The 17,626-nt window shown below is 55.4% G+C and carries 18 protein-coding genes; 12 read left to right on the top strand and 6 right to left on the bottom strand.

What is annotated here, in order from left to right; all coding sequences use genetic code 11:
• Positions 1-11: 11 nt before the first annotated feature.
• Together potE and JQC75_RS17135 are read left to right on the top strand one after the other, a co-directional pair.
• The gene (gene potE, locus JQC75_RS17130) at positions 12-1,328 is read left to right on the top strand and encodes a putrescine-ornithine antiporter (protein WP_203325223.1); all 1,317 of its coding nucleotides are present in this window, start codon (positions 12-14) and stop codon (positions 1,326-1,328) included.
• A gap of 63 nt (positions 1,329-1,391) precedes the next feature.
• Positions 1,392-2,546, top strand: a complete 1,155-nt coding sequence (locus JQC75_RS17135) for a porin (RefSeq protein ID WP_203325224.1) — start codon at positions 1,392-1,394, stop codon at positions 2,544-2,546.
• A 186-nt stretch (positions 2,547-2,732) separates the two neighbouring features.
• Here the strand turns inward: JQC75_RS17135 and JQC75_RS17140 are convergent, their stop codons facing one another.
• Both JQC75_RS17140 and JQC75_RS17145 read right to left on the bottom strand, forming a co-directional pair.
• Complete coding sequence (locus JQC75_RS17140; RefSeq protein WP_203325225.1) at positions 2,733-4,148, bottom strand: homospermidine synthase; 1,416 nt, start codon at positions 4,146-4,148, stop codon at positions 2,733-2,735.
• 117 nt (positions 4,149-4,265) lie between these two features.
• The gene (locus JQC75_RS17145) at positions 4,266-4,730 is read right to left on the bottom strand and encodes a methyltransferase family protein (protein WP_239002037.1); all 465 of its coding nucleotides are present in this window, start codon (positions 4,728-4,730) and stop codon (positions 4,266-4,268) included.
• Positions 4,731-4,795: 65 nt separating this feature from the next.
• Between JQC75_RS17145 and JQC75_RS17150 the strand changes: the two genes are divergently transcribed.
• On the top strand, positions 4,796-5,410 hold the full coding sequence (locus tag JQC75_RS17150; protein ID WP_239002038.1) for a GNAT family N-acetyltransferase: 615 nt from the start codon (positions 4,796-4,798) through the stop codon (positions 5,408-5,410).
• Here JQC75_RS17150 and JQC75_RS17155 read toward each other — a convergent pair.
• Positions 5,399-6,367 (bottom strand): hypothetical protein, encoded by a 969-nt coding sequence (locus tag JQC75_RS17155; RefSeq protein ID WP_203325226.1) that lies wholly within the window; start codon positions 6,365-6,367, stop codon positions 5,399-5,401. The two genes, JQC75_RS17150 and JQC75_RS17155, sit on opposite strands and share 12 nt — an antisense overlap.
• A 206-nt stretch (positions 6,368-6,573) precedes the next feature.
• On the opposite strand from JQC75_RS17155, the gene JQC75_RS17160 reads away from it, so the two are divergent.
• The 5 genes from JQC75_RS17160 (at position 6,574) to JQC75_RS17180 (ending at position 10,646) form a co-directional block, all read left to right on the top strand.
• A complete protein-coding gene (locus JQC75_RS17160) occupies positions 6,574-6,969 on the top strand; it encodes a BlaI/MecI/CopY family transcriptional regulator (RefSeq protein WP_203325227.1) in 396 nt (131 codons plus the stop codon).
• Positions 6,962-8,179: a M56 family metallopeptidase gene (locus JQC75_RS17165; RefSeq protein WP_203325228.1), complete on the top strand. Its 1,218-nt coding sequence runs from the start codon at positions 6,962-6,964 to the stop codon at positions 8,177-8,179. Before JQC75_RS17160 ends, JQC75_RS17165 begins: the two co-directional genes overlap by 8 nt.
• A 159-nt stretch (positions 8,180-8,338) precedes the next feature.
• Complete coding sequence (locus tag JQC75_RS17170) at positions 8,339-9,685, top strand: serine hydrolase domain-containing protein (RefSeq protein ID WP_203325229.1); 1,347 nt, start codon at positions 8,339-8,341, stop codon at positions 9,683-9,685.
• A gap of 158 nt (positions 9,686-9,843) precedes the next feature.
• A complete protein-coding gene (locus tag JQC75_RS17175; protein ID WP_203325230.1) occupies positions 9,844-10,332 on the top strand; it encodes a hypothetical protein in 489 nt (162 codons plus the stop codon).
• An 11-nt stretch (positions 10,333-10,343) separates the two neighbouring features.
• Positions 10,344-10,646, top strand: a complete 303-nt coding sequence (locus tag JQC75_RS17180) for a hypothetical protein (protein WP_203325231.1) — start codon at positions 10,344-10,346, stop codon at positions 10,644-10,646.
• A 152-nt stretch (positions 10,647-10,798) separates the two neighbouring features.
• Here JQC75_RS17180 and JQC75_RS17185 read toward each other — a convergent pair whose 3' ends face one another.
• Entirely contained in the window at positions 10,799-11,470 is a 672-nt protein-coding gene (locus tag JQC75_RS17185) for an FMN-dependent NADH-azoreductase (protein WP_203325232.1), read from the bottom strand.
• 110 nt (positions 11,471-11,580) lie between these two features.
• On the opposite strand from JQC75_RS17185, the gene JQC75_RS17190 reads away from it, so the two are divergent.
• From JQC75_RS17190 to JQC75_RS17200, 3 genes are all read left to right on the top strand, one after another.
• Complete coding sequence (locus JQC75_RS17190; protein WP_203325233.1) at positions 11,581-12,450, top strand: LysR family transcriptional regulator; 870 nt, start codon at positions 11,581-11,583, stop codon at positions 12,448-12,450.
• Between the two features lie 322 nt (positions 12,451-12,772).
• Positions 12,773-13,426, top strand: a complete 654-nt coding sequence (catB, locus tag JQC75_RS17195; protein ID WP_203325234.1) for a type B chloramphenicol O-acetyltransferase — start codon at positions 12,773-12,775, stop codon at positions 13,424-13,426.
• A 39-nt stretch (positions 13,427-13,465) separates the two neighbouring features.
• Positions 13,466-14,014: an HPP family protein gene (locus JQC75_RS17200; protein ID WP_203325235.1), complete on the top strand. Its 549-nt coding sequence runs from the start codon at positions 13,466-13,468 to the stop codon at positions 14,012-14,014.
• A gap of 63 nt (positions 14,015-14,077) precedes the next feature.
• Here the strand turns inward: JQC75_RS17200 and JQC75_RS17205 are convergent, their stop codons facing one another.
• Positions 14,078-14,515: a helix-turn-helix domain-containing protein gene (locus JQC75_RS17205; RefSeq protein ID WP_203325236.1), complete on the bottom strand. Its 438-nt coding sequence runs from the start codon at positions 14,513-14,515 to the stop codon at positions 14,078-14,080.
• A gap of 75 nt (positions 14,516-14,590) precedes the next feature.
• On the opposite strand from JQC75_RS17205, the gene JQC75_RS17210 reads away from it, so the two are divergent.
• Entirely contained in the window at positions 14,591-15,088 is a 498-nt protein-coding gene (locus JQC75_RS17210; protein WP_203325237.1) for a DUF2938 domain-containing protein, read from the top strand.
• 57 nt (positions 15,089-15,145) lie between these two features.
• Here JQC75_RS17210 and JQC75_RS17215 read toward each other — a convergent pair whose 3' ends face one another.
• Positions 15,146-17,560 carry a YgiQ family radical SAM protein gene (locus JQC75_RS17215; protein ID WP_203325238.1) on the bottom strand — a complete coding sequence of 805 codons (2,415 nt, stop codon included), beginning with the start codon at positions 17,558-17,560 and terminating at the stop codon, positions 15,146-15,148.
• Positions 17,561-17,626 lie beyond the last annotated feature (66 nt).

A 17,626-nucleotide genomic window follows, 5' to 3' on the forward strand; every position in this document is an offset into this window, starting at 1 on the left:
GAGACACTATTATGAGTAAATCAAACAACAAGATAGGCGTGGTTCAACTCACCATTCTCACCATAGTTAACATGATGGGCTCAGGCATCATCATGCTGCCCACCCAGCTGGCCCAGGTGGGCACCATTTCGGTGTTGTCCTGGCTGGTAACGGCCGCAGGCTCCACGGCGCTGGCCTATGCCTTCGCCAAGTGCGGCATGTTCAGCAAGAAATCCGGCGGCATGGGCGGCTACGCCGAATACGCCTTCGGCCGCAGCGGCAACTTTATGGCCAACTACACCTATGCGGTCTCCCTGCTGATTGCCAACGTCGCCATTGCCATCTCGGCAGTGGGCTATGGCGCCGTGCTCTTTGACGTGGAACTGACACCCATCGCCACCTGTCTGGCCACCATTGGCGTGCTCTGGCTCGCCACAGTCGCCAACTTTGGTGGTGCCCGCATCACGGGTCAGGTGTCCAGCATCACTGTGTGGGGCATCATTCTGCCGGTGATTGGCGTGTCCATCATAGGTTGGTTCTGGTTTGACTTCGACCTCTACAAGTCGGCCTGGAACCCCCACGACCTGCCATTCTTCCAAGCACTGGGCGGCTCCATCGCCATGACCCTGTGGGCCTTCCTGGGGCTGGAATCAGCCTGTGCCAACTCAGAAGCGGTTGAAAACCCAGAGAAGAACGTGCCCATCGCGGTCATGGGCGGCACCCTGGGCGCAGCGCTGATTTATATCATCTCCACCAACGTGATTGCCGGTATTGTGCCAAACGGTGAGCTGGCTCTGTCCAACGCGCCTTTCGGTCTGGCCTTTGCCCAGATGTTTAACCCCACCATCGGCGCCATCGTCATGGCCTGCGCCATTATCAGCTGTACCGGCTCACTGCTGGGCTGGCAGTTCACCATTGCTCAGGTGTTCAAGGCCTCTGCTGACGAAGGCTTCTTCCCCAAACTCTTCTCCAAAGTCACCAAAACCGACGCCCCCGTGCTTGGCATGCTGGCCATCGTCTCTATCCAGTCGGTGCTCAGCCTGATGACCATCAGCCCCTCACTGAACAAGCAGTTTGAAGCCCTGGTCAACCTGGCGGTGGTGACCAACATCATCCCTTACATCCTGTCGATGGCGGCCCTTGGCGTAATGCAAAAGCAGATGAAGATCCCGGTCAGCAAGGCCCGTGTGGCCAACTGCATGGCGGTGATGGGCGCGCTTTACAGCTTCTATGCCCTGTACAGCTCAGGTGAAACCGCCGTGATGCTGGGCTCCATTGCCACCTTCTTCGGCTGGACCCTGTACGGCGTTATCTCCAAGAAAAACGAACTTCGCCTGCAACAGGCCTGAACACAACACACATAGGGCCTCGTCATAGGGCGGGGCCACAGCAAGATATTCAAAGGTGGAATCATGAAAAAATCACAACTGGCACTGCTGCTGCCACTGCTCGTGGGCGCCTCTGCCGCCAATGCCATGGAGCTTTACAACGACAACAAAAACAGCCTCGGCCTTACCGGCTGGCTTGGCTTCAATGCCCTCTATGACGGCGATGAAACCGCAGTGAACGACAACCTGTCGCAGCTGCGTTTTACCTTCGAGCGGGAAGAGCGCAATGGCTGGCGTGCCTATGCGGTGACCGAATGGGGCGTGAATATCGTCTCAGGCAATGAAGATCTGGTGATGCAGGGCGGCAAACTGAATGCCGAAAAGAGTGGCGACTTCCTCAATAACCGCCTTGGCTATGTGGGCCTGTCCCACGACCATTACGGCAGCCTGACCTTCGGCAAACAGTGGGGCGCCTACTATGATGTGGCCGGCACCACAGACCTGCCCAACGTGTTCGCAGGCTACAGCGTGGGCGCCTACGGCTTTGGCGATGGCGGCCTGACCGGCACCGGCCGCGCCGACAGCGCCTTTTTGTACCGCAACAGCTTTGGCCCCGTTTCCATCGCGCTGCAATACGCCGCCAAAAACAACGGTGATATCAGCGTGACCGACAGCGACGGCAACCAGATTGACGATGCAGAGCTGAGTTTTGACAACAGCTACGGCGCCTCTGTGACCTGGGCGGTGACCGATAAATTCAGCCTGCTGGCAGGCATGAACCGCGGCGATATCACAGGCCACATCGGTAACAGCCAAATCGATGAAGCCAATCAAATCATCGGCATCGGCGCCATGTACGGCAGCTACTACCACTATGCCGACGAGCGCAAGGCCGACGGTCTTTATGTGGGCTTTAATGCCCACCAAAGTGAAAACAACGAGCAGGTGAATGGCGACCTGTACGATGCCACCGGCGCCGAGCTGATGCTGGCCTGGCAGGCCGACAATGGCTTTGTGCCCATGGCAGTGCTGACCTATCTCGATTTGGATACCGACGACAGCACCCCCATCACAGGCAACTGGACCCGCCGCTTCGCCATGGTAGGGCTGCACTACAGATACAGCCTGGATACCGTGATGTTTTTCGAGGCCAAGCTCGACTTCTCCGACATGGACGACAAGTCGCTGGAAGCATTGGAAGACAACCAGTTTGCGGTGGGCATTAACTACTTTTTCTGATTGCGCTCCTGATCCCGCTACACAAAAAGCGGCGTGATTTACACGCCTTGATGACCGCCACACCCGGGGCAGATTCGCCATGAGGCCCCGGGCAACAGCGCCGACCTCCACTTCCACCGGCGCTGCGGTTTGGTCATATCCTCTCGCCACGGGGATTTCCCGTGGTGTTTTTTGTGTTACCGCCCACTACACCCGCACGTTCTTGAACTGCCAGGCGTAGTCGTCATCCACATCTTCGGGGAAGAGTTCGCCACGCTGATAAAGCGGTGTCCAGTCAGTGTACTCTCCCACCACGGGCCCAAGATAAGGCCCCATGATCTCAAGGTTGCGGCGATAGTCCATCTCGTCCGACTCCACCACCCCGGCATTGGGGTTTTCCAGCGCCCAGACGATACCCGCCAGCGCCGCCGAGGTGACCTGCAAACTGGTGGCCCCGTTGAAGGGCGCCAGGGCTCTGGCCTCTTCGATAGACAGCTGCGAACCGTACCAGTAGGCATTCTTCTTATGGCCCGCCAGCAGCACCCCAAGCTCGTCCATACCGCTGACAATCTCATCCCGCATCAGCCGCTGACGCGACTGCATCTGGAAATTTTTGCCATTGAACTCGTGAAGCGACATCACCGCATCGTCGCAGGGGTGGTAGGCGTAATGACAGGTGGGCCGATACACCAGCTTGCCTTCCTGCTTGAGGGTAAAAAAATCGGCGATGGAGATGGCTTCGTTGTGGGTGATCAAAAAGCCGTGGAAATGGCCGTAGTTTGGTGTCCAGGTACGGACCTTCACAGTCGCGCCGGGGCGTTTTAAGTAAATGGCCGCGCCGCAACCCTCTTCGTGGCGGCCACCATCACGGGGGAAGTGTTTCTCGTGGGTGCCCCAACCCAGCTCGGCGGGTTGGGCACCTTCACTGACAAAACCGTCGCAGGACCAGGTATTCACAAACTCATCCATGGCCTTGGCCTGATGGGCCACCTGGGTATCGCGCTCGGCGATGTGAATGACCTCGATGTTGAGGTCGTGGGCGAGCTTGGCCCAGTCTTCGCGGCTTTTGGGTTCAATATAGGTGCCGAGAATGTCCTGTTGCAGGTTCATCAGCGCCTGTTTCACCAGATGGGACACCATGCCGGGGTTGGCCCCCTGGGCCACCACGGCGGTGGGGCCGCCGCGGTATTTGTCTTTGAGTGCCAGCACCCGCTCCCGCAGGGCATAGTTGGAGCGGGCGGCAAAAGACTTGCTGGGGTCGGTATAGCCACCTGCCCAGGGCTCGATACAGGTATCCAGATAACGGGCGCCGCGGGCCTGGCAAAACTCAATCAGGGCGATGGAAGACACATCCACCGACAGATTCACCAAAAAGTCGTTCTTGCCCAACAAGGGCATAAGTTCACTCTGGTAATTCTTACGGGTCAGGGGCATCTCGATAAAGCGAATACCCAGTTTATCGGCCTCTTCGCGGCCCCTGTCGTCGGCGGTAATGATGCAGATGTTTTTGGGAGAGATATCGATATGTCGCAGTATGAGCGGCAGCAGGCCCTGACCTATGCTGCCAAAGCCGACAATCAGGATGCGGCCGGGGGCTTTAACGTACTTGATTGGCTGAGTCATGTCGGTGAGAAACCTCCTTCCAGCAATGCCTCAATACCCGAGGCAATGAAATGTTCATCGGATGATGAACGCAACAGACGCTGACAGGAGCCAGTTGCAAACCCTGACGTGCTCAGGCTACAACCAGCGCCGTACCCTGGCCTTGTACTCAGTAAAGGCATCGCCGAAGCGCGCCGCCACCATGGCCTCTTCAGCGGGAATGCGCTGGGCGTTCATCAGCACAAAAAAGCACAGCGGCGACAGCAGCGCCAAGCCGCGCCCCAGTAGACAGACCTGTGCCAAGAGCAGCAATAACATGCCAAGATACATGGGGTTACGAGTGAGACCATAGATCCCATGGGTGACCAGTGCATCCGGGGACTTGGTTGGGTCTACCGTGGTGCCAACGCGCCTGAAGAGGCCCGCCGCCGTTAACAACAATAAGGCGCCTGCCAGCCCAAGCGCTGCCCCCAACAGCAGCAAGAATCCATTTCCGGCCAGCCAGGGCTCGCCATCCAACAAGCTGATACCAGCGGCCGCAGCCAAGCCCAACATCAAAAACAGCGGGTATCTGGTCAGTGCTGCAACCATCTTCTTGCCCATCAGGATTCCTTATCTGTTTGGCTGGAACGTTACCCGAGTGTAACATCGCAGGGATTAAAGGATGCTTGAAATTTGCCCGATACTGTGACGCCGCCATGCAAAGCCACGACCACAACACCTCCCAACAACATGCCACCAGCGCGCCCGAATTTGACGCCGCAAAGGCAGAAGTGCGCTTGATAGAAGGCAGAGATGCCAGCCTGATTGCAGACTATTTCGCCCGTAACCGGGCTCACTTTGCGCCCTGGGAGCCTTTGAGGGCGGCGGACTACCACAGTGCGGCCCAGTGGCAGGCGCGCATTTCGGAATCTCTGGCCAATCACAGCCAATGCAGCTATCTGGTGTTGGCCGACCCGGCGCACATTTGGGGCATGGCAACCCTCAGCAATCAGGTGCGCGGCCCCTTTCAGGCCTGTTATCTGGGCTATGGCATCGACCAATCGCTGCAGGGCAAGGGGCTTGCCACCCGGCTTTGTGAAGCCGCCCTCACCTATGCCTTCGATGAGTTGAAACTGCACCGGGTGATGGCCAACTACATGCCCGCCAATCACAGATCCGCCGCGCTGTTAAAGCGGCTCGGCTTTGAGACGGAGGGGCTTGCCCGCGCCTATCTTCAAATCAACGGCCAATGGGAAGACCATGTGCTTACCGCGAAGATTGCTCCAGGGTCAGCTCGTTAGGTTACCCAATCTGGCGAAACGTCTGGCACTGTTTATAGCGGTTCTCGGCGAGCTTTCGTATTGCCATGGCTCGGGCAGGTACTTGTCCCTCACCTGCAACAGGTATTTGCTGGCCAGCATTTTTTCGCGCCCTTTGAAAAAGGCAAAGGCATAGAAGTTTGCGGCGATATTGGCGAGATACTTGTCAGGTCCTGTGAGGCAGGTGTCGGTAATGGCCAAGGCGCGCAGCTCATCGAGAATATGTTCCTGCATGAAATAGTGATCGGCAAAGGGGACTTCTTCCTGCATGGCGCTCAACCAGCGCTCCACCCAAACCGACACCAACAGCGAGTTGTAAGCGGGATTTCTGGATGCCAACGCCCTTGCCACCTGTTCGTCGAGCTCATCCCCGCCAAACCATTTTTCATTGAGAATTTGCATCAGGGTCATGCCCAACGGCAGATCTGCTGTTTCACTTTCAAACAACAGGGCAAGGGTTTCCTGCGCCAATACCCAGGCATCCCCGGTGGCGGCCTGGGCCCACAACAGCTCTTGCCGCACCCGCAGATCCCGGGGCGAGATATCCCTGGCTTGCTGCAGCACATTCACGGCCTGATTACCCCAGCGCTGCCATTTTCGCACCGCGCTTTGGGGCAGATAGTCTATGGTCAGACCGGAGCGTTCTTTCCAGGCCCGAATGAGTAAGCGTCGCCCCTCAAAGAGTGCCGGAATTGGGCTGGATGAGGCGCGAAGCCAGGGCCCAAACCAGCGTGCGGCGTCGGCCTGAACGGCAAAATAGCCAATCAGCACTTCCTGTTCGCCCCGGCTGATGGCATCGAATGCATCTTCAAACTGTGGCCAATCCCGATTGCGAAGCCATCCCTCAAACTCAGCTATTCGGCCGTAGCCGAGGGCGGGATCATGATCCGTTTTTTGTCCAAAGATTCGTACGTACCAATACACGAGTGGCTTCAGCATCTTCATTCCCTGAATGCGTAAAAACACAGCCTACTGAAAATAAATAATAAATTCACCAGCAACCTGTAGGCGAACCCGCTTTTTTTTATACAGGCCCGCTTCAACTTGCCGGCAAAACACAGGCGCATAAAAATTAAGCTTGCCATAATGATTACAATTGTAATAGGTTTAGTATTACATCTGTAATCAATAATACAGGCAGCGCCATGACCCAACCTGAATTGAAAGACATCAGCCCCACCGAACTGGAAGTGCTCAAGGTGCTGTGGCAACAAGCGCCCCTCTGCGCCAACGATATAGTCGAGGCCCTTAACCGCAGCGGTGAATGGCATGAAAAAACCGTCAAGACCCTGATAAACCGGCTGGTGAATAAGGGCGCTTTGGGGTTTGAAAAGGATGGCCGGGCGTATCTTTACTTCCCCAAGCTCGCCGAGGATTCCTACCAGCGCAAAGAAAGCCTGAGCTTTATCGAGCGGGTATTCGGTGGCAAGCTGGCGCCTCTGGTGGCGGGCTTTGCGGGCAGCAACAAACTCACCGAAGAGGATGTTGCCGAACTTAAGCAACTTATCGATGCGTGGGAAAAGGAGCAAAAGCATGATTGAGCTCGTTCTCAGGCTCACGCCACCACTGACGCTGCTGCTGGCACTGCTTCTGCTGCTGCGCCCCTGGGTGCTGGAGCGTTTCGGTGCCCGCCTTCAATATGGCCTGTGGCTGTGTGTGCCCGTGCTACTGCTGGCGCTTATCGTACCTATGGCAAGCCCGGCCAGTGGCAACGCGATGGAAACCTATAGGGTCACCCTGGGCGAGCTTTCCCACGGCGCCGGTAAAACCGATTGGCTGAACGCGGCATATGTCACCGGTCTGGTGCTTGCTGTGTCTGTGCTCGGCTTAAGCCTGCTTCGTCTTGCCCGACTGATGCAAGGCGCCAAGCCGGTGGCCAGCACCACCTATACCAATAACAGACTACGTTTACTCGCTTCTACTGACGCCCAAGGACCCTTTGTATTCGGCCTGTTTCGTCCCACTGTTGTGCTGCCCGAAGGCTTTGAAGCGCGCTTCAACCACAAAGAACAAGAGCTTATTCTCGCCCACGAACTCAGCCATTGGCGCCGGGGCGACCTGCATTGCAACTTACTGGCGCTGGCACTGTTATGCCTGTGTTGGTTTAACCCCCTGTGCCTGCTGGCGTATCGCCGCTTCAGACAGGATCAGGAAATGGCCTGCGACGCCGATGTCACCATCGAACTCAGCCAGGCCGACCGTATTGCCTATGGCCGCGCGCTCATTGGCAATGCCGCTACGGTTGCCCGGAGTTGGCAGCCGCTTTCACACCACTATGGAGATAAACACACCATGAAACAAAGACTCATACAGCTCAAACACAGCAAGGGTTTCAGCGCCAATTCTCTGCTGACCCCACTGGCACTGGTGGCCGCCCTCGGTATCTGGGCCCAGGCCCCTGCCATGGCTGGCGACCATAAGGAAGAGGCCAGGCCTGTGGTCCGGATTGAGCCCAAGTATCCCATTAATGCTGCCAAACAGGGCATTGAAGGCTATGTACAGGCGAGATTCGATATCGATGCCAAAGGCAACGTATCCAATGTCGTGATATTTAAATCAGAACCCCAGGGCGTATTTGATAAGGTATCAATCGATGCGTTGAACCAATGGCAATATGAACCCAGGGCAACCAAAGCCGTTGAGATACAACTCGACTACAGGCTGACCCCACCTCAGGCCAGCAGTCAAAAACCGGGTGACGGCGAGCGCGAACGTATTGCCGTGCTGCCCCACAACGAAGAAAAACACTGATATCAATTCGCTAAGCAGCAACACAGACTTTCCGGCAATGGGCCAAACTGCCGGTTAAGCAGGCACAGTGCAAACCCACAAGCGCTCTGCACGCCACGCGGAGAGATTATGCGCATGCGCTTATCGTTATATTTACTTTGCAACGGAGTGTTTATTCCCATGTTAAAAAAGTTACTGTTCAGTTCTCTATTTTTTGCTACCTGTGTTGATGCACAAGAACAGGATTTTTCAGCCATGTTATCTTGCAATGCGTCATCGGATAAACCCGGATTTGCTGTCAGTATCGAACAAGCTGGAAAGCATATCTTTAAAGGCGCTCTCGGTGTTGCAGACATAAGCACTCGCGAACCACTAAAAGTTGATGACATTTTTCAAATCGGCTCAATTTCAAAGCAATTTACTGCCGCTGCGATACTTCAACTCGCTGAAAATAAAAAGTTATCCTTAAAAAGCACTCTGGGTGATTTTATTACAGATATTCCAGTGGCGTACGCCAGCCTGACGATTGAAAGCGTGCTAAGCCATACTTCCGGGCTACCAAATTACAACACGGATACTGAGGTGAGACAGCGATGGGACAAGTACGCACCCATTGATGAAGTGATTAATGTTGTCAGTAAAATGCCCGTCCTGACTCAGCCTGGTATTGATTATGCGTATTCAAACACCGGTTATATTTTATTAGGAAAGGTGATTGAGATTGCTTCTGGGCTGACATATAGCGAGTATTTACAACAAAATATTTTCTCGCCATTAGGCATGAAGAATTCATCCGTTGTGACTAAAGGGGTAAGTTCAAAGCAAATGGTTAAAGGCTATACCTCAAACAGAAACGCACCTAATCTGTATTTGCCTCCCGAAACCGTTGACCGCAGTTGGATTTTTGCGGCGGGTGCAATTGCATCGACTCTTGATGATATGAGCCTGTGGTATCGTGGTTTACGTTCTGGGAAGGTAATTTCGGCTGAAAATTATCAGCTGATGGTCACCAGAGCAACATTAAACAACGGTGAATCAATCAATTATGGGTTTGGTATGGATGTCTATCCGATAAGCGGCCAACCGTCGTACAGCCATCAAGGGCAAGTGCCAGGTTTTATGGCTTGGTCAGTTTATTTTCCCTCGCATGATTTACTTGGCACCGTATTCGGGAACAATGATTCTGTTCATCCTGGTCCAACTTTGTTAAATATGATTGCAAGGCAACTTCATCTTTCACCAGCACCAATTCTTCATAAAAACATTACAGAACAAGCTAAGGCTCTGATTGGCCTTTACAAAGGTGAAGACGATACGGTGATGACTGTTACATTCGATGATGGCAAAATCAGAGCGAAAACAGGCGATGGTGTCATCCGAAAATTAGTCCTTCGGGAAAATAGCTCATTTTCATTTGAATGCACGGAAGATTATTATCAACTTCGACAGCAGGATGATAAGCATTTGCTTGTTCCTGTCAGTATTTACTTTGGTGAGCGTGCACCTTTAGTTCGAATGGAAATATAACAATCGCCATCAAAAACCGACCCAGACAGGCCATTTTGTCGGGTTTATATCGCCCCCAAGCTTGAAAAGCTGGCGCGGCTATTGGAGGATGACAAGGCCAAGCCATTTGGCCACGACCTTAAGCTACCCAAGGCGTGATTTCACCACAAGGGACTGTCATGGAATACGCACCGGAATACAGTAAGCAGGAAAAATGGACGCGGGTATGCCTGTATTCGCTGCTTGGATTGCTGCTGATTATGGGCCATCGGTTGTGGTTCAATCCATTGATTGAAGACTTCGCCAATCGTCCCCACTGCTATCAGTTTGCCGGCCTGAATGGTGCCGACTATTTCTGGCAGATCATCCTGGTGGGTATTCCGGTACTGGTGCTCATCCCCATGTTGTTTACTCTGGTGCCGATGGCCATCAGGGGACTGGTGCAAGGCCGCTTTCCCCCCGAGGGAGAGAAAGTATATAAACCCACACTGGTGGTCCGTGGCTACAAAGCCTATGTAAAACCTGTTCTCTACCTGACCATAACGGCGGCCTGCGTCCTCTTAATCTGGTGGGGCCAGCAGCAAGCCGCTATCATGCCAGCGCTGGACAGCGATAAGCTGGACCCCAGCCTGTGTCAGCCAGACACAAGATCAATTCAGATAGGTTAAGGAGAAACCTGATGTCCTGGATTTGCAAACATTGCCACACCAAGGTGGAAGACGAAGCTTTTGAAGTCTGCTGGCAGTGCAATACTCCCCGAGATGGCGAAGCGCCTGCACCAAAAGCTGTGCTCGCCTGCTTGCGTTGCCATACTCCCCTGCGTTTTGTCGGCAGCAAAGACTTCCATGAAGGCAGCCGTTGGGGTGTGCTGGGTGAACTGGGAGAGCTTTTCGTCAGCAAAGAAGCCCTCGATATGTATGCCTGCCAAAGCTGCGGCAAGGTGGAGTTTTTTCTCTCCGGCTATCAGGGCGAAGACGCCTAATCTCAGGCAGCTGATGTCAGACAAACCCGGATTCGCCACCTTGAATGCATTATCCACTCCATAAGAGAACAGGCTGGGTGAGCAAGCACTCTGTGGTTTGTCCACCAGACCTGTCCTGGTCCTAACGTTTGCCCGGCAGAGCATACATCCAACTACACCGCCAGTGGCGATGCCAAATCGGCTGCGAGCCCCTTAGCCTTGTCGAGCGCCTCGGCCACCGACCTTTGGTGGCGCTCATCACCAAACTCTTGATACTCGGCGGCAATATGGAAAAACCGGCTGGCGCCGAGATAGCGGCTTAGAAGCTCAATGTGGGCGCCCAAGTGATCCCTGTGCGCCTGAGCGCCGCCGGGCTCAAAGCCGGACTCGCCGCAGGAACTCAGCAGCACCAGGGTTTTACCGCTCAGGATGGGTTCAATCGGGCAATCGCCACGGGCCAAATCGAATGAGAAGGTCTTGTTGATGCGAATGACCTGATCGAACCAGGCCTTCAGCGCCGCCGGCATGCCGTAGTTATACATGGGCGCTGAAATCACTATCACATCAGCTGACACTACCTCATCTATAAGCTCATCGGAAAGCGCCAACACCCTCGCCTCCTCATCGCTCAGGCTGGTCCTCTTAAAGCAGGCCGCAATCCAGTCCACAGTGATAAAATCGGGCGGTGTCAGTGCCAGGTCGCGCTGAATATATCGGGCGCTTGAGTGCTGCGACCGATAGCTCTTTACAAAGCTATCAGCCAATCTGCGTGAGATGGATTGATGTTGCGACTTTTCAGGGTCAAAGTTGCGGGCGCTGGAGTCGATTTGTAACAGTGTGGCCATGGGCATTCCTTGGTGTAATTAAGACCCTGGCATTTTTGCAAGCACCGCCTTGACGGACAAACGAGAAAGCACGCAATATAACTTAGCTTATCTCATTCATGATACTCACCATGTTTTCACAGTTACCCTCCCTGAATAACCTTAAAGCCTTTGCGGCAGCGGCCCATTTCAACAGTTTTAAAGTCGCTGCCGAGGCACTTAACGTCACGCCAACCGCCATTTCTCATCAGATAAAGCATCTGGAGCAGTTTTTGAGTGTTCGCCTGTTCGAGCGGCAAGTACGCCAGGTTGTGTTAACCGCCGAAGGGGAAAAACTGGCAGCGACCACAGAGCGGATGTTCCGTGAACTCAGTAACACCCTGACAGAGCTGACCAAGCCTGCCACGCAAATCACAGTGTCCTGCTGCACGTCGTTCGCCACCCTGTGGTTGGCACCGAGGCTTGCGGATTTTCAGCAACGCTATCCAGACATCGACGTACAAATCCTTGCAAGCGACAGCCTGCATGACTTCAGCGAGGCCACGCAGCTGGATATCGCCCTGCGCTACGGTCAAGGGGTGAATGATGGGGAAATCCTGCTTGCGACTGAAACCCAAAGCTGCTACCAACTGAGCACCAACCCTCAACCATCAGGCAGACTGTTTGTGACCCACTGGCGGGAAAGCAGCGCCCTTGGAAATCTGCCATGGCAGCAGCACCTTGACGGATTAGGCTTTACTATCAAAAGTTTCGAGCAGGAGCAGTACACCCTGCAGGCGGCGCTGGCGGGGCAAGGAATGGCGCTTATCAGCAATGTGCTCGCCGAATCCGTGGTCAAACAAGGGTGGCTTGCAAAGCAAGACCACATGCCGGAATTTGCAGGCTACAACTATTGCCTGCGGCTAAATCCCAAGCGCGAGCACAACCACAGGGTGCGCGCCTTCGCCCACTGGCTGCAGGCAGAGTTTGCTCCGTTGCAGAACAGCAGCACCACGGATTAATAGCTTTATGATGCACAATCTTAGCGCACAGCATTCGGTGGCAAGCAAGTAGGCTTTACTGTGTTTGCCATTCTCTTGTGCCCCTACCGCGGTTACCATATTGGCGGCTCGCCAATCCGGAATACCAAAAGGTCATTAACCATCCATTGCAGGATTTGTAATCCATATCAACCCATTTAGCATAGATGTCGGGCCAAATTGAATTACCCTCAACAGCATAAATATGGAAACCCAGCGCTGCTTTTCCTTCCCCACAGCCGCGGCGCGCACCTTTCCTCCCATGCCTTAATTCATAAGGCTTTGCATTATTGGGAACTTTGAGATGACTAACTACTTTGACAATCCCTTTGCGGGCAAACCGATAAAGGATCAGATTACCAACCCCAATATTAAAGCAGGCCGCCACAGCTATTACTCCGGCTACTACCATGGGCACAGTTTTGATGACTGCGCACGCTACCTGAGCCCGGAACGCGATGATGTGGACCAGCTCATCATAGGCAACTTCTGCTCCATTGGTTCGGGCGCCGTGTTTATGATGGCGGGTAATCAGGGACACAGGACCGACTGGGTTACCACCTTTCCGTTTTTCTATCAGGACAACCCGCACTTCGCCGGCGCCGTAGATGGCTTTCGCCGCGCGGGCAATACAGTGGTGGGCAATGATGTGTGGATTGGCTCGGAGGCCATGATAATGCCCGGTGTGACCATAGGTGATGGCGCTGTGATTGCCAGCCGGGCGCTGGTCACCAGGGACGTTGCACCCTATGAGATTGTCGGTGCCAACCCCGCCAGGCACATACGTTTTCGATTTGATGAACGTCAAATACAGCAATTACTGGAAATGACATGGTGGCACTGGAGCGACGCTGAGCTGCAGGGCGCCATGGCACTGCTGTGTTCGGGCGATATCGACGGACTTTATCAATATTGGCAGCAGCAGATACTGCCCAACCGTGCCAACCAGCCGACCTGAATCAACCCCGTCTATCCACCTCGGGAGATGCACTAGTCTATGAAGTTTTATTTACGCCGGATGAAGCCCAAAGCGGCCTGCCCACCACGCCCGCCGATGAAAAAAATCCTCTGGTCCTGGCTTGGGGCCTTTGTGGGCATCTATCTGGTAGCAAACCTGGGGCAATGGATGGGGTCGGTAGAGCCGGGGCACATGTTTGTGATTGGCTCCTTTGGCGCCTCAGCGGTGCTGGTGTACGGCGCGCCCATGGCGGATTTTTCCCAGCCCCGTAATCTGATATTGGGTAACCTGCTTTCGGCCTTAATTGGCGTGAGTGTGTGGCAGCTTGTGGGTGATAATCCAGTGCTCGCCTCAGCCCTTGCGGTATCACTTGCCATTGCCGTGATGCACCTGACCCGCACCATGCACCCACCTGCGGGCGCGGCGGCGCTGATTGCTGTGATAGGCGGTGACAGCGTGCAGCGCCTCGGCTACCTGTATGCCATTACCCCTGTGCTGCTCGGCTCCCTGGCCCTGCTGTTGGTGGCGCTGGTTATCAATAATCTGTCGTCCAATCCCAAACGCCACTATCCGCGATACTGGCTCTAGGCGACTGGCATCAGGTGACTGGCTCCGGGCCGCTGTGATTGCGGAAGCTGTCTCCTGACGCAGCTAGCGCGCTGGCTTTTTCTGCCCGAAGGCAGCCCCCGACCGACGCTGCTTTTTGTCAGCTTTGGTGGCATGCTGCATCAGGCGCTGAAACTTCGGGCATTCGAGGTAACTGGGGGCGCTGCACTGGGCTGCATGCCTCAGGCCATCGCGCATGGCGCTGAGCCGTTTGATGCGTGCATCCAGTTCGTCGGCCTTTTCTAACAGCCTGGCTTTGTCTATCTCGGGTACGCCATCAGTTCCGAGCATGCCGGCAATCTCATCCAGTGAAAAGCCCACCGACTGACCCAGGGTAATCAGCGCAAGCCTCTGCAAAATCCCGGGCGGAAACACCCGCTTGAGGCCATCGCGGCCGATGGAGCAAATAAGCCCCTTTTCCTCGTAGTATCTGAGCCTTGAAGCCGCAACGCCCGATTGTTTGGCCACCAGTGAAATATCCATCCCATCCTCCTTGACCTCAAGTCGACTTGAAGTTGTACCCTGCAGATTGCTTAACAACAAGGACCGGAGAGAAGAATGCAACTTTTGCTGCAAATACTGATGATTGGCGCTGGGGCGACCCTGGTGATGGATCTCTGGGCCATGCTCAGACTCAGGCTGTTTGGGGTACCTTCGCTGAACTACGCCATGGTTGGCCGCTGGCTGCTGTGGATGCCCAAAGGGCGTTTTACCCATAACCCGATAGCAAGCGCCGAGCCTCAGCATGGAGAAATCTTAATTGGCTGGCTCGCCCATTACGCCATAGGTATCGCCTTTGCCGGACTGCTGCTGCCATTTGCCGGAGCAGAGTGGTTTACCGAGCCTTCAGCGGGCCCGGCGGTTGCTCTGGGGCTTGTCACTGTCGCAGCGCCTTTCTTTTTGCTGCAACCGGCGCTGGGTATGGGAGTCGCGGCATCACGCGCGCCGAGGCCCTGGCGCACCCGGGCACACAGCCTGGTAACCCACGCCGTCTTTGGGCTTGGCCTGTACATCAGCGCCCTTGTGGGTAAGGGTAAGGGCATTGGTCTGCACTAGCACAGAAATCTCTCGGGATAAAAAACGCCGCTGAACAGCGGCGTTTTTATTGGGAGATTATCCTGGCTTACGAGCCTTGGGCGCCGAACTGCCGCCACCGGGCTTGCCGGCACTTGATTTACCGGCACTGTTTTTTCCAGCATTGGGTTTACCAAAGACGGGCTTGGCACCCGGGCGAACATTGCTGCCGCCTTTACCCTGAGGCTTGCCCTGAGTATTCGCCGGGCTGTTACCTTTGGCGTTGGTCGCGCCCTGCGCCTTGCCCCTGGCTTGTGTCTTGCCCTGGGGCTTTCCTTTCTCGCCGGCACCCTTGCGGTCGTCGAATTGATTGGCGCTGAAGCGGGTAAAGGCCTGCTGGCCTTTCTCTGCCTTTTGCTTGCCACTGTTCCCCTTACCGGCCCACTGCTCGGCGCGGCCTTCGGGCGGCACCAGATGCTGGGTACCTGTGCCAATCAGGTGCTCCTTGCCCATGGCTATCAGGGCCTCACGAATGAGCGGCCAACCGGCGCTGTCGTGGTAACGGAGCAGCGCCTTGTGCAGGCGGCGCTGGCGGCCCTTTTTCGGTACCGGCACTTCTTCACTGCTGTGCTTGACGTTTTTCAGCGAGTTCAGCTCTGTGTGATAGATGGTGGTGGCATTGGCCATGGGCGACGGATAGAAGTTCTGCACCTGATCCAGCTTGAACTTGCGCTCCTTGAGCCAAAGCGCCAGATTCACCATGTCTTCATCCGTGGTGCCCGGGTGGGCCGAGATAAAGTAAGGGATCAGGTACTGCTCCTTGCCCGCCTCTTTCGAGTACTTATCGAACAGCTCCTTGAACTTGTCGTAGGTGCCCATGCCGGGTTTCATCATCTTCGACAACGGGCCTTCTTCGGTATGCTCCGGCGCGATTTTCAGGTAGCCGCCCACGTGGTGCTTGGCCAGCTCCTTCACATAGCGCGGGTCTTCGATGGCAAGGTCATAACGCACCCCGGAGGCAATCAGCACCTTTTTGATACCGGGCACATCACGGGCAGCGCGGTACAGGTCTATGGTGTGCTGATGGTCAGTATCCAAATGGCCACAGATACTGGGGAATACACAGGACAGGCGGCGGCAGGTCTTTTCGGCCTTCTCGCTCTTACAGCCCAAACGGTACATGTTGGCCGTGGGACCGCCAAGATCGGAAATCACCCCGGTAAATCCGGGCACCTTGGCCTGGATATCCTTGATTTCCTTAACGATAGATTCCTGCGAGCGGCTCTGGATAATACGGCCTTCGTGCTCAGTAATGGAGCAGAAGGAGCAGCCGCCAAAACAGCCACGCATGATGTTGATGGAGGTCTTAATCATGTCGTAGGCAGGGATTTTTTCCTTGCCATACACGGGGTGCGGCACCCGCTGATAAGGCAGGTCGAACACCGCATCCATCTCTTCGGTGGACAGGGGCCATGCCGGTGGATTCACCCACACGCCGCGATCGCCGTGGGGCTGAAACAGGGCACGGGCACAACCGGGGTTTTGCTCCTGGTGCAGGATACGCGAGGCATGGGCGTACAGGTACCTGTCTTCGCTCACCCGCTCGAAGGCGGGTAAGAGCACATAGGTTTGCTCCCAGGGGCGCGGCTTGGGCGGCTGTATGCTGATGGGCTTGGCCACGGTCACGCCGTCGGGCGCCGTCTCGTCGTTAAAGACCTTTACATCGGTGGGACCGGATAAATTCTGACAGCCCACATCATCGGCGCCATAAGGGTTGGGGATGGGGTCGATTTTATGCAGCTGATCGATTTTGCGGGAGTCCATGCCGCGCCAGCCTGGCATGGGCGTCTTGCTGATAATGGCGGTACCGCGAATGTCGGTCAGTTGTGATGCCGCCTCACCGCCAGCCAGACGGTGGGCAATTTCGGCCAGTGGCCGCTCGGCATTGCCATACACCAGGATGTCGGCCTTGGCGTCGAATATCACGCTGCGACGCACCTTATCTGACCAATAGTCGTAGTGAGCGATTCGGCGCAGGCTGGCCTCGATGCCACCAATCACTACGGGTACATCTTTGAAGGCTTCTTTACAGCGTTGGGTGTACACGGTAACGGCGCGGTCGGGGCGCTTGCCACCCACGTTTCCGGGGGTATAGGCATCGTCGTGGCGCAGTTTGCGATCGGCAGTGTAACGGTTGATCATCGAGTCCATGTTGCCCGCCGTCACCCCGTAGAAAAGGTTGGGCTTACCCAGCTTCATGAAATCGTCTTTGCTGGACCAATCGGGCTGGGAAATAATGCCCACGCGGAATCCCTGGGCTTCCAGCATGCGGCCAATCACCGCCATGCCAAAGCTGGGGTGGTCAACATAGGCATCGCCCGTGACTATGATGATGTCACAGCTGTCCCAGCCAAGCTGGTCCATCTCGGCCCGGGACATGGGCAGGAAGGGGGCTGTGCCGTAGCACTCTGCCCAGAATCTGGGATAACTGAAAAGGGTGGCTTCAACGCGCATCACACTAACCTGACGACTCAATCACTCTGGCATCATCCCCGGATGACGCCGTTTCAAGGGCGCGGA

The sequence above is a fragment of the Shewanella litorisediminis genome (assembly GCF_016834455.1).
Lineage (GTDB): Bacteria > Pseudomonadota > Gammaproteobacteria > Enterobacterales > Shewanellaceae > Shewanella > Shewanella litorisediminis.

Bases quoted from the DNA above. Each gene is read 5' to 3' on its own strand.
- potE (WP_203325223.1), top strand. From the start codon at position 12: ATGAGTAAATCAAACAACAAGATAGGCGTGGTTCAACTCACCATTCTC.
- JQC75_RS17160 (WP_203325227.1), top strand. From the start codon at position 6,574: ATGACCCAACCTGAATTGAAAGACATCAGCCCCACCGAACTGGAAGTG.
- JQC75_RS17190 (WP_203325233.1), top strand. From the start codon at position 11,581: ATGTTTTCACAGTTACCCTCCCTGAATAACCTTAAAGCCTTTGCGGCA.
- JQC75_RS17205 (WP_203325236.1), bottom strand. From the start codon at position 14,515: ATGGATATTTCACTGGTGGCCAAACAATCGGGCGTTGCGGCTTCAAGG.
- catB (WP_203325234.1), top strand. From the start codon at position 12,773: ATGACTAACTACTTTGACAATCCCTTTGCGGGCAAACCGATAAAGGAT.
- JQC75_RS17140 (WP_203325225.1), bottom strand. From the start codon at position 4,148: ATGACTCAGCCAATCAAGTACGTTAAAGCCCCCGGCCGCATCCTGATT.
- JQC75_RS17180 (WP_203325231.1), top strand. From the start codon at position 10,344: ATGTCCTGGATTTGCAAACATTGCCACACCAAGGTGGAAGACGAAGCT.
- JQC75_RS17170 (WP_203325229.1), top strand. From the start codon at position 8,339: ATGTTAAAAAAGTTACTGTTCAGTTCTCTATTTTTTGCTACCTGTGTT.
- JQC75_RS17200 (WP_203325235.1), top strand. From the start codon at position 13,466: ATGAAGTTTTATTTACGCCGGATGAAGCCCAAAGCGGCCTGCCCACCA.
- JQC75_RS17135 (WP_203325224.1), top strand. From the start codon at position 1,392: ATGAAAAAATCACAACTGGCACTGCTGCTGCCACTGCTCGTGGGCGCC.
- JQC75_RS17165 (WP_203325228.1), top strand. From the start codon at position 6,962: ATGATTGAGCTCGTTCTCAGGCTCACGCCACCACTGACGCTGCTGCTG.
- JQC75_RS17155 (WP_203325226.1), bottom strand. From the start codon at position 6,367: ATGCTGAAGCCACTCGTGTATTGGTACGTACGAATCTTTGGACAAAAA.
- JQC75_RS17145 (WP_239002037.1), bottom strand. From the start codon at position 4,730: ATGGGCAAGAAGATGGTTGCAGCACTGACCAGATACCCGCTGTTTTTG.
- JQC75_RS17215 (WP_203325238.1), bottom strand. From the start codon at position 17,560: ATGCGCGTTGAAGCCACCCTTTTCAGTTATCCCAGATTCTGGGCAGAG.
- JQC75_RS17210 (WP_203325237.1), top strand. From the start codon at position 14,591: ATGCAACTTTTGCTGCAAATACTGATGATTGGCGCTGGGGCGACCCTG.
- JQC75_RS17175 (WP_203325230.1), top strand. From the start codon at position 9,844: ATGGAATACGCACCGGAATACAGTAAGCAGGAAAAATGGACGCGGGTA.
- JQC75_RS17185 (WP_203325232.1), bottom strand. From the start codon at position 11,470: ATGGCCACACTGTTACAAATCGACTCCAGCGCCCGCAACTTTGACCCT.